Raw genomic sequence first — 9,486 nt, 5'->3', positions numbered from 1 at the left:
CTCGGAAGAAGCGCCGATGACGGACTACTCCCTGTAAACGACTCCGTCCGTACACCGGAGGGAGCGTGCTTGGGCGGGGGCCGGCTCACAGACCGAGGTCCTGGTGGAGGCGGGCGATGTGTTCGGCGTCCCTCTTCGCGTCCTCCAACGAGTCCAGGGCCTCGTCCTGCTGCCTGCCGCCGGCGCTCTCGGCCAGGAGACCGTCCGCGATCCGGTCGTAGTCACCGACACGTTCCATGTCCGCCAAGAGTCGCTGGGCCTTGTGGACCCGGGCGGCGTATCCCTGGATCACCTTGACCCGCCCCTCCGCTTCGTCTCGCAGGAGACGGATCGCCCCGAGCGCCCGTTGGTAGGCCTGATTGGCCTGTGTCTGGTCACCGCCGGGTGCTCCGACCTCGATCAGTTCCTTCTCCGCCCGAGACGCCTTGTACAGGTCGGCGGCGATCTGCCATTCGAGGTCGCGCAGTACGACGGTGTTGCGGGCGGTGTCCACAAGCCTGCCCTCACGGTGCAGTGATGACTCCAGGACGGCGTCCACGGAGCTCTGAACCCGGCGTAGCAGCGGTTGATCCGGGGCGGTGAGCATGTCCACCGTGACGTAGTCCCGGCCGGCCGCATCCGCCAGGAGTTTCGCCTGCTTCTGGTGACGTTCCAGCTTTCCCTGAGGGGAGAGATACCAGGTGAAGGCCGCTATGAGTCCGATGAGGATCGCCAGGATCAGGAAAGGTCCGGCCTCGGGCGCGATCGAAACGGTGATCAGGACGGGGACGATCACGATTCCTGCGGCACAACCGGAAGTGGACTTGAAGTCCTCACGTGCCTTGAGTTCCTCAGGGCTGGGTGGCGGAGCCGGCTTGGGAAGTTCGGCGCCGGGGCGGAGGGTCTTGCGATCCGACATGGTCACTCCCGTGCTGCTTCTCAGGGCCGCCGGTCTGCGTGCGGACGAGCCCTGGTGGGAGAGGTTTTCCCCAGTCAGCACATTAGTGTGAACAAGGTTCACGGGCAAGATGTGAAGGGTGTGGAGTGGTGTGCTTCGGATGTCAGGTCGCGCTGGCTTGTCGATGATCGAAAGGATCTGTTAACCGGGTTAACGCGAGATTCTGCTGTAGAGTACTGCCTCAAGAGCGACCGCCCTCACAAGAAGGGACGGTGCTCCCGGTCGTCTGGTTTACCCCGCGAGCGGCACTCTCGATACAGAGGCCTTTGGTCCCAGCCCCGGAGGCGCTTCCCGGTTTGTCGTCACCGTCGACGCCGGCCCCGTGCCGAACAGGGGAACGGTGACCTCGACGAGGTGCCACTTGCGCTCGACCACGACCCCCCATCCCCCAGCCCCATGCCGAACGGAGCCGCCATGTTCACCCCGGGACGTCTGACCCGAGGACAGGGAGTCGATCCGCGACGGATGTTGTTCGCCGTCCTGGACGTGGAGACCACCGGACTGGAGGTGGGGGAGGGGCACCGGATCTGTGAGGTTGCCGTGGTGCGTATGCGCGGTGACGGAACGGTCGTCGACGAATACTCCACCCTCGTCAACCCGGGGCGGCCCATCCACAACGACCACTTCCACCACATCACCGCTGCCCAGGCGGCCAACGCGCCCACCTTCGCCGACATCGCCGGTGACCTGGTCGCCTACCTGTCCGACGCCGTGGTCGTCGCGCACAATCTGCCCTTCGAGGAGAAGTTCCTCGAAGCCGAGTTCAAGGCCCTGGGCATGCACCCCTTCGGGCTGCCGGGGTTGTGCACGCTCCAGGCCTTCCGCGTTCACCTGGATCGCTACGTCTACCGACAAAGTCAGCTCTATCAACTGATGATCGGGGAGTGGATGCAGGGGCAGCACCATGCGCTGGCCGACGCCCGCCACCTCGCCCGAATGCTGTCCATCCTGGTGAACGAGAGCCCCCAGCCGCTCGCCTGGGCCGGCCCCGGGCCGGTGGCCGCGCCGAAGGTCGCCCGCAGCGGCAGAATCGCTCCGCGCGCCGGCGGCCTGCGCAAGGGCCAGGAAGGGTGGCTGGCCAACCTGGCCGCCGGATTGCCCGACATGCGGCCCTCGCCCCACCCCTACCCTCAAGGGGTGGTCGCCTACCGTTCCATGCTCGGTCACGCGCTCGCGGACGGCAAGATCGTCGGAGACGAGGCGCAGCAGCTCGCCCTACTCGCCACCCGGGCGGGGTTCACCCAGTCCACGGTGCGTCAGGTGCACGAACAGGTGCTACTGGAAGCGCGCGCTCGCGCCGAGGCCGATGGGCAGGTGACCTCCACCGAGCTCAGGGAGCTGGAGAGGGCCGCCAAGAACCTGGGGGCCGGGCACGTCATCCAGGACCTGCTCTATGTCTCCGATCAGGAGAAGGCCAGGAAGAACGGTCCGCTCAAGGGTTGGCGGATCGTGCCCGTGGGCGAGGACGGGTCCGTGAACGCGGTCGTGGACTTCGCGGTGTCCCACGGAGCGACCGTCGGGGTGAACGTCACCAAGACCGTTCGTCTGGTCATCGCCGAACCGGGGACGGATGACGCCAAGGTTCGCAAGGCTCATGAGACCCGCATTCGGGTGGTGACCCCCGCCGAGGCCTGGGACCTGCTGAAGGCGGGCATCGACAGGGCCGAGAACGGCCTGTTCGACGATGGGAGCGGGGTGATGGTGGCCGCCCAGCTCCGGGCCGAACAGCAGGAGGAGAGGGAAAGCGAGTCCTGGCAGGCGTTCTGGCGTTCCCGTGAACTGTCCGACCGGCAGTACCACGAGCAGTTCGTGGCCCCTTATGAGCGCTATGAGCACCGTGCGGACCGAGGGCCCTACACGATCACCGCGTCCCTGCCGGTAGAGGCACAGAAGAAGAGCGGGGGCTGTGCGGGTGCGGCGCTGTTGTTCCTGTCGACCGGAGCCGCGGTGACCACGGCGGCGACCCAGTTCTGGCCGTTCTGAGGGTGGTCCGTCGCCGGGCTCGTCAGGGGGTGTTCTCCTCGAAGATCCGCGCGAGCTCGGCGGTGACCGCGCCCAGGTCCCACTCCTTGGCGTACTGCTGGAAGAGTTCGAGCAGGACTTCTCTGCGCTCGGGGAGGAAGGATTCGGGGTCGCACACCAGGTCGGGGAACTCCTTGACCATCCGTTCCCAGGAGAGTCCTTCGCGAAGGACGTGGTTCAGTCGGGCGACCTGCCACGTCATGAGCCGTTGGTGGTCGCGCTTGCGCAGTGGGGCCTTGCGCGTGGGGGTGGAGACGTTCCTGCCCGCAGCCGCCAGCGCCTGACGACGAAGGACGCAGGAAGTACAGCCACCGCAGTGTGCTGCGGCGTCACCGCTCTGGTGGTGTGAGAAACCGGTGTCACAGGAGACCGAGGCGGCCAAGGCCTTGTCGTACCTGTCCGGGACCCGCTGGACCATCTGGGCCTTGGTGAGTGTGAAGGCACGATTCTCGATCCGAAAGCCCGGGGCACCGGTGATCGCGCGGGCCAGACGTTCCATGTATCGCAGGGTCTTCGGGTGTACGGCTCGCGCGTTCTGCGCACCCACCTGTCCTTGAGTGAGGGTCAGGTTGAGGGCCCCAGGGCCGTTCTCGTACAGCCGCAGTGTGTTCGTGCCGCGAGCGATCGCGGAGAGGACCCCGGCGGTGAGGAAGACGAAGCCACGGCTTCGCGCGGTGTCCTCCGTGTTGTCCATCCGTACCTGGAGTTTGAAGGGGAACCAGGACTACGGTTGTTGGTACTGACCGACACCGCGTGCAGTGGATCGCTCGATGATTCGAGATCCTCGATGACACCGCATACCGAGTCGAGCCCACCGGAGAAGAGCGCCGTTCGGCCTTCGAAGCCGATGTCCTGGTTGCTCAACAAGGACATCGTGCTCGCGATGGCTTTGCCCTGGGCGAATTCCAGCCGCCAGGTGTCCGAGGTCAGCCAGTTGAGCAGGTTCTCCACATCGGATGAATGCTGGGACCACCACGCGGGGTTCTGAACGGGGATGGTGGTCTCGATCGAGCGGTGCCATTCCTGGCCCTTGTGCCACTTGTTGAGCGCGGGGCGTTTGAGGTTGCGATCGACCGCGAAGGTGGCTGACGCGATCTCCCACAAGTCGGCGGCCAGGTGATGCTCGTCCAGGTGGTCGATGATGAGATCGGGGATGGTCTTGTGGATGGCGATGCTCTGGTCGAAGTAGCGGGGACTTGGTTCGAGGTCGGAAAAGTAGGTGACCTTGGTGGTCGGGACGCCGGACACAGGGGGCTCCAGAGGGGATCAGGAGAGGAGATCCTTGATCAACTCGCGCAGGATCGACGTGGTGAAGGTGAGGTCGGCGAGTTCGAGGAAGTCCAAGGCGTCCATCACGTCGGGTGCGTCGTCCTCAAGGAAGGGGACGGCGCGGTCCAAGGCGTAACGTCGAATGACCCCGCGGGCGAACTGCTCTCCGATGAGCGCGGCGAGCTCGTCTTCACCGGCGCTGATGAGTACATCAGGGTCCTCGCTGGCGAGGACGATGCTCACGGCCTGGCCGAGGAGGGCTTGCATGCCCGAAGAGCGATGACCGGCGCACAGGTCGAGGCTTTCCGGACCCTCGTCCTTCAAGGTTTGAGCTAGTATCGTCGCCTGGTCGGCGGCCTCTTTGAGGTCGGGCTTGCCCAGCTTCTCCAGGACCTGATCGAAGGCCTTTTGTGCTCGGGGAAGGACGTCCTCTTTGGGAAGAGCCAGTTGCTCCGGTGAGGTGTCCGACTCACGACCTTCGCGCGCTCGTTTCCACAACGTATCGCCGACGGGGTCGAGTATGCGGACACGATCACGTGTGTGCCGATCATCATCGGGCAAGCCCATCCTCCGACCAGTTCGACCTGATTCAAGAATCGCCGGAAGGGTTACTCAGAGCAATATGCCGGAGGAGATTGGCAACTATCGGCCAAGGACGATGGACCTGTTAGCGGTGGTCCTTGCAGGGGAAGCTCAGCTCAGAGCATCTGAAGACGAAGAGGGCCCTCACTTCGGGTGGGGAGTGAGGGCCCTGGTCCAGAAGGTTTCAGTGGGTTTTTAGGCGGGGCGGAGGAAAGCTTGCCACTCGTCGGCGCTGAAGAAAAGGGCCCCGAGCTCACGGTTCTGGGTGTCTCTCATGCCGGTCAGGCTTCCCAATTCAGTCACTTCGACGCAGTTGTTATCGCCACCGCTATAGCTGGACTTGTGCCAGAGGTTATGAGTGATCTCGACGCAGTCGTTGTCTCCGCCGCTGTAACTGGACTTGTACCACTCGGACATCAGGTCTCCGCTCAAGAGTTGATGCGGGTGCTGTCCAGAAAAACCTGCCACTCGTTCGCCGAGAAGAACAGTGCACCGTGATCTCGATTCTGAGTATCCCGGACGCCGGTGGTAGAGCCTTCAGCGACCTCTACGCACTCGCCTTGCTCCGCGCTGTAGCTGGCGGTGTGCCAAGGCAAGGCAGGTGTGAACGTCTCCTCGTTGGCTTCATGCTCAGTCATCGGGACCTCTCCGGATCGTCCGCTAGTTGGCGGATGAAGTCTTGCGTGTCGTCCAAGGGAAGGGCGGCAGCCTGCATGTACTCGAACCTGCGCTCATGGTTGGTGAGTTCAGGCATGCCCTCGAAGAAGTGCCCGCTTGGGAGAACGTCCAGGTAACCGACCCGATCGGTTTCTCCGAGGTGCAACAGGGTGTAACCGCAGGGCTGTGCCATGCCTTTCGACAGTAGCAGCACCTGAATATCGATGTTCGGGCGCTTATTGAGCTCCAATAGATGCTCGAATTGAGTGCGCATCACCTGCGGGCCACCAACGAGACAGCGGAGTGCCGACTCGTCGAGGATCGTCCAGACCCGTGGTGGGTTTTCGCGGTCCAAGACGCTGTTGCAGCGTTCGATACGAGCGGCAGCGCGCTTCTGACGTTCCTCTGGATCAGTCACGAATCCCCGAAGCATCAGGGCTTCGATGTAGTCCGGGTGCTGGAGCAGACCGGGGACCACTCCCATGGCGTACTGCTGGATCCTGGTCGCCTCGTTCTCCAGGCTGTAGAAGGCGTTGCCCGCTACGTCCTCGTGCTGGAACCACCAGGGTTTCTGCTTCCGGGCCGCCTTGGCGATCTCCACCAGCTCTTCCCGAAGCGCATCGCTCGCCCCGTACAGGCGGCACAGCGCGGCCACTGCTTCCGTGGTCAGCCGGACGAAGCGCCCGTTCTCGATTCTGTAGAGCTTGCTGGTATCCCACCCCAACTCGTTCGCGACCTGCTCTTGCGACAGCTTGGCCTGCGCTCTGAGCCGCTTGAGCTGACTCACCAGGTAGTGCCTGCGGACGGGGGAGCCCTGGGCCACAACGGCCTCCTTCGTTCCATCGACGTCGCGCCGGTTGGCGGGGGTGGTTGCCATCATCTCACCGATCAGAAAAAGGACATGTGTTAATAATGCGGACCACTTTAAATGCAGGCCTTGTAAGTTTGAGGGTCGGTGCTTAGCTTAGGTGATGACAGACAGTCCCGGGCGGTAACGCGGAGCTTCGCTCTGTCTGGTCCGGGTGCTCAGAACACAGGTAGAGGAGGGTGTGCAGTGATTGCTGAAGGGACTGCTTGGGAGAGTTATGGGGGAGGGGTGTGGTCCACACGCAAAGAACGTGGGCTCTCCCGTCTCTTCCTCGCTGACCTGGCGCTGACCACGCCCGACGTCCTTCAGAAGCTCGAATCAGGGGGCTGCGATCCCGGGCTCCGCATCGCCCGTGACCTCGACCGAGCTCTCAACGCTGGCGGTGAGCTCTGGAACTCCTGGGCCTCGGCGCACCTGGCCGCCCTCTTCCACTCCGACCGTCCGCCCACCATCACCGACGCTCTCAGGGAGGCCTTCCAGATCCGGGCCTATGCGCCCCTCGTGCTCCCGGATCCCTACCTCATCGGCCCCTACGCCGCCGCGCTGCACCGGCTCGAAGCACCGATGAACCTTCCGCTCTCCACCGACGTCCATGTCGAGGCGGCCGGCCGGCTGCACCCCACCACCTCCACCACGTCCCACTGTCTGGTGGTCGATGAAACCGCCCTGGCCCGGCACCTTGCACCGGCCGAAGTCCTGCGGGCCCAGCTCCTGCACCTGCACCACCTGGCCCAGCACGACCGGATCACCGTGCATCTCATCCCCGCAACGACCGGCCCCCACCCTGGCCTGCGCGGTGCCTTCTGGACCCTGTGCTACTCCCCGGCCCGCTCCCTCGTGTACACCCCGCACCCCTGCGGCACCGGCCACTTCCACCACGAATCGGCCACCGTCAAGGCCCACACCGACCTCTTCGCCACCCTCCAGGGGGTCGCCCTACCGGCCGAGGACTCCTTGCACCGCATCGCCGAACTCGCCGCGCGGCTGACCACCCGCCCCCGCCAAGCCCTCACCGACCACTGACCGAGTACCGAACGACCCACATCCCGGCATGAAAAAGCTCTGGCGGGTGCGCCAACACCCCCAGAGCAGGCCGATCGAAGTCCCAACAATCCCGTTCAAAGAACCAGAGGAGCCTGACCGACATGTCCATTGTGCCTCAGCCGTTCCCGCCTGTGCACGTGCACCCCGCCCCGAACCCCGTGCCCACCCTGGGGTTCGCGGGGCGGCGCTGGCCCTGCCTGCTCTACCCGGGCGACCTGGCCCACCTGGCCACCATGCGCCGTGACCTGCACCGGGACCTCGCGCGCCTGGTCGGCCTGCACTCCGATACGGCCGCCGACATCGTCCTGTGCGCCAGCGAAATCTTCGCCAACGCCATCGATCACAGCCGCTCGGGCGAGCCCGACGGCAACGTCATCCGCACCCTGACCATGCCCACCGCCACCACCTTGCGCCTGGGCGTCATCGACGACGGCCACCGCACCACCCCCGCCCCGACCGGCCCGCCCACCGAACCGGCCATCCCCACCGACCGCACTCTCACCGACTGGGAGGAGGCCGAGCGCGGTCGGGGCCTGCTCATGGTCGAACACCTCTCCCAGCGTTGGGGCAGCCGGACGGTCGTCGACTTCCCCTTCTGTGAGGGGATGGGCACCTTCCTGTGGGCCGAGTTCGCCTTCACCGGCCCCCGCGCCCCCTTCGGAGCCCTGGCGTGAGCGCCGGACCTGTCACGGGTGAACTGCGCGCGGTGCTGGACGCGCCTCGGGGACAGCGCTTCTCCCGCCCCGGGGCCTCGCCCCGGCCCTTGGCCACCCCGCATGCCCGCAGCCACGCCCGGGAACAACACCTCCTGGCCCAGATGAAGGCCCACCCCAACGCGGTCCTCCCGCTCTGCTCACCCCCGCGCTCCACCCGCACCGACGAACCCGGCACCCGCCTGGCCGAACCCGGTGACCGGCGGCCTCTGCCCAAGCGGCCCGGTGGAGTCCCACCGATCCCGCGGCCCCGGCCGGCCCCCGACGATGGCCCGCCGCCACCGCGTCCCCGACCGGAGCGCCCGCCCCTGCCCAGGCGCCCGCGCAGCCACCGCAAACCCCGACGCCGTCGCCGCGCCCACACCGGCCGGCACCTGCTCGGCTACGCCCTGGCCACCGCCGCCGGCGCCCTGGCCCACCACCTGGTCCCACTTCTGTCCTGATCCACCCGCCCCACGACACCCACCACCAGGCCGCGTTCGGGGTCGGACCAGGTCGCGGCGGCCATCCAGACGGGTCGGGGAACCCCCGAGAGAATCGCCGCCGCCTCCTCGGCCCCGGTCCAAGAGTCGACATCGATGCGTGTATCGCGCCTCCACGACAACCGCACCCACGCGTGGGCATCGGTGCGAAACCCCGCCGTACCGTTGAACCGGCTGTAGTGGGCGCCCTCGCGCCCCAGCCCACGCCTCAGTCGCCGTTCGGCTTGGTCGATGACGTCGTGGATGTCCACGCTCGACAGGTCGTCCAAGACGATCAACGAAGTGCTGTCCTGGGAAGGCATGATCAGGTGTCGACTCTTTCAGCTCTGCGACGCGGAGGTGAGAGGTACCGGGCGACCGTGTCGGTCGAGACGGTCAGGGCCTCGGCTTGCACGCCCTCTTCCAAGTGCGTGGACGATGAGGTGCCCACGGCCGGCCTTTCCACGGACGGGATGGCCCAGGCCGCCACCACCGCCTGGATCGGACTGCCGTTCCGCCCGGGTTCGAGGAAGAGTGAGGCATCGATCCGGGACCAGAGGGGGTCGCCGGTATCGCCCCCGAAAGGGGCCATCCCCCAAACCGCCTGGGGCCCTGGTCCGTGCCATGAGTCGTTCGGTGGCACCCAATACGGCTGCTGGAACACTCAGACCGGCGCGGACCATGACCACGTCCGGCAGAGGTACCGACCACTGATGTTCGATCGGCCTCTCAGGGTTCCAGGAGGAGATCCCCCAGGCACGGCAGTACCCCGGGTCTCGCAAATCGGAGAGGGTCGCGCAGGCCTCCTCGAATCCCTCGGGTGAACATTCGGGATCGTGCACGAGCATGGCGCGCGGCACCAGCCCGGGCTCTTCGGGGCTCGCTTCGATCTCGCGCCCCCACACTTGGGCGGAGAGTGCCGGCTCCAGCCGC

The 9,486-nt window shown here is 66.0% G+C and carries 12 protein-coding genes; 4 read left to right on the top strand and 8 right to left on the bottom strand.

Features of this window, described 5'->3' with window-relative positions:
• Positions 1 to 85: 85 nt before the first annotated feature.
• Positions 86 to 898 (bottom strand): hypothetical protein, encoded by an 813-nt coding sequence (locus ACWGKS_RS29245; RefSeq protein WP_452524909.1) that lies wholly within the window; start codon positions 896 to 898, stop codon positions 86 to 88.
• Positions 899 to 1,351: 453 nt separating this feature from the next.
• On the opposite strand from ACWGKS_RS29245, the gene ACWGKS_RS29240 reads away from it, so the two are divergent.
• Positions 1,352 to 2,920, top strand: a complete 1,569-nt coding sequence (locus ACWGKS_RS29240) for an exonuclease domain-containing protein (protein ID WP_452524907.1) — start codon at positions 1,352 to 1,354, stop codon at positions 2,918 to 2,920.
• Positions 2,921 to 2,942: 22 nt separating this feature from the next.
• Here ACWGKS_RS29240 and ACWGKS_RS29235 read toward each other — a convergent pair whose 3' ends face one another.
• The 6 genes from ACWGKS_RS29235 to ACWGKS_RS29210 form a co-directional block, all read right to left on the bottom strand.
• Positions 2,943 to 3,458, bottom strand: coding sequence for a 7-cyano-7-deazaguanine synthase (locus ACWGKS_RS29235; RefSeq protein ID WP_452524911.1), 516 nt, complete (start codon positions 3,456 to 3,458; stop codon positions 2,943 to 2,945).
• Positions 3,459 to 3,523: 65 nt separating this feature from the next.
• Positions 3,524 to 4,207 carry a hypothetical protein gene (locus tag ACWGKS_RS29230; protein WP_452524905.1) on the bottom strand — a complete coding sequence of 228 codons (684 nt, stop codon included), beginning with the start codon at positions 4,205 to 4,207 and terminating at the stop codon, positions 3,524 to 3,526.
• Between the two features lie 18 nt (positions 4,208 to 4,225).
• Complete coding sequence (locus tag ACWGKS_RS29225; protein WP_452524903.1) at positions 4,226 to 4,789, bottom strand: hypothetical protein; 564 nt, start codon at positions 4,787 to 4,789, stop codon at positions 4,226 to 4,228.
• Between the two features lie 216 nt (positions 4,790 to 5,005).
• Positions 5,006 to 5,227, bottom strand: a complete 222-nt coding sequence (locus tag ACWGKS_RS29220; RefSeq protein ID WP_452524901.1) for a DUF397 domain-containing protein — start codon at positions 5,225 to 5,227, stop codon at positions 5,006 to 5,008.
• An 11-nt stretch (positions 5,228 to 5,238) separates the two neighbouring features.
• The gene (locus ACWGKS_RS29215; RefSeq protein WP_452524899.1) at positions 5,239 to 5,448 is read right to left on the bottom strand and encodes a DUF397 domain-containing protein; all 210 of its coding nucleotides are present in this window, start codon (positions 5,446 to 5,448) and stop codon (positions 5,239 to 5,241) included.
• On the bottom strand, positions 5,445 to 6,347 hold the full coding sequence (locus tag ACWGKS_RS29210) for a helix-turn-helix domain-containing protein (protein WP_452524897.1): 903 nt from the start codon (positions 6,345 to 6,347) through the stop codon (positions 5,445 to 5,447). Before ACWGKS_RS29210 ends, ACWGKS_RS29215 begins: the two co-directional genes overlap by 4 nt.
• A gap of 216 nt (positions 6,348 to 6,563) precedes the next feature.
• Here ACWGKS_RS29210 and ACWGKS_RS29205 point away from each other — a divergent pair, with 216 nt between their 5' ends.
• The 3 genes from ACWGKS_RS29205 (at position 6,564) to ACWGKS_RS29195 (ending at position 8,535) form a co-directional block, all read left to right on the top strand.
• A complete protein-coding gene (locus ACWGKS_RS29205) occupies positions 6,564 to 7,358 on the top strand; it encodes a Scr1 family TA system antitoxin-like transcriptional regulator (RefSeq protein ID WP_452524895.1) in 795 nt (264 codons plus the stop codon).
• A 122-nt stretch (positions 7,359 to 7,480) separates the two neighbouring features.
• A complete protein-coding gene (locus tag ACWGKS_RS29200) occupies positions 7,481 to 8,053 on the top strand; it encodes an ATP-binding protein (RefSeq protein ID WP_452524893.1) in 573 nt (190 codons plus the stop codon).
• Positions 8,050 to 8,535 (top strand): hypothetical protein, encoded by a 486-nt coding sequence (locus tag ACWGKS_RS29195; protein WP_452524891.1) that lies wholly within the window; start codon positions 8,050 to 8,052, stop codon positions 8,533 to 8,535. The genes ACWGKS_RS29200 and ACWGKS_RS29195 overlap by 4 nt, the downstream gene beginning before the upstream one ends.
• Here the strand turns inward: ACWGKS_RS29195 and ACWGKS_RS29190 are convergent.
• Positions 8,475 to 8,876, bottom strand: coding sequence for a hypothetical protein (locus ACWGKS_RS29190; RefSeq protein WP_452524889.1), 402 nt, complete (start codon positions 8,874 to 8,876; stop codon positions 8,475 to 8,477). The genes ACWGKS_RS29195 and ACWGKS_RS29190 overlap by 61 nt on opposite strands.
• Positions 8,877 to 9,486: the final 610 nt, after the last annotated feature.

The sequence above is a fragment of the Nocardiopsis sp. NPDC055879 genome, from assembly GCF_053615935.1.
The sequence above is the reverse complement of the archived record's forward strand: the minus strand, read 5'-3'. Positions and strand labels throughout refer to the sequence as shown.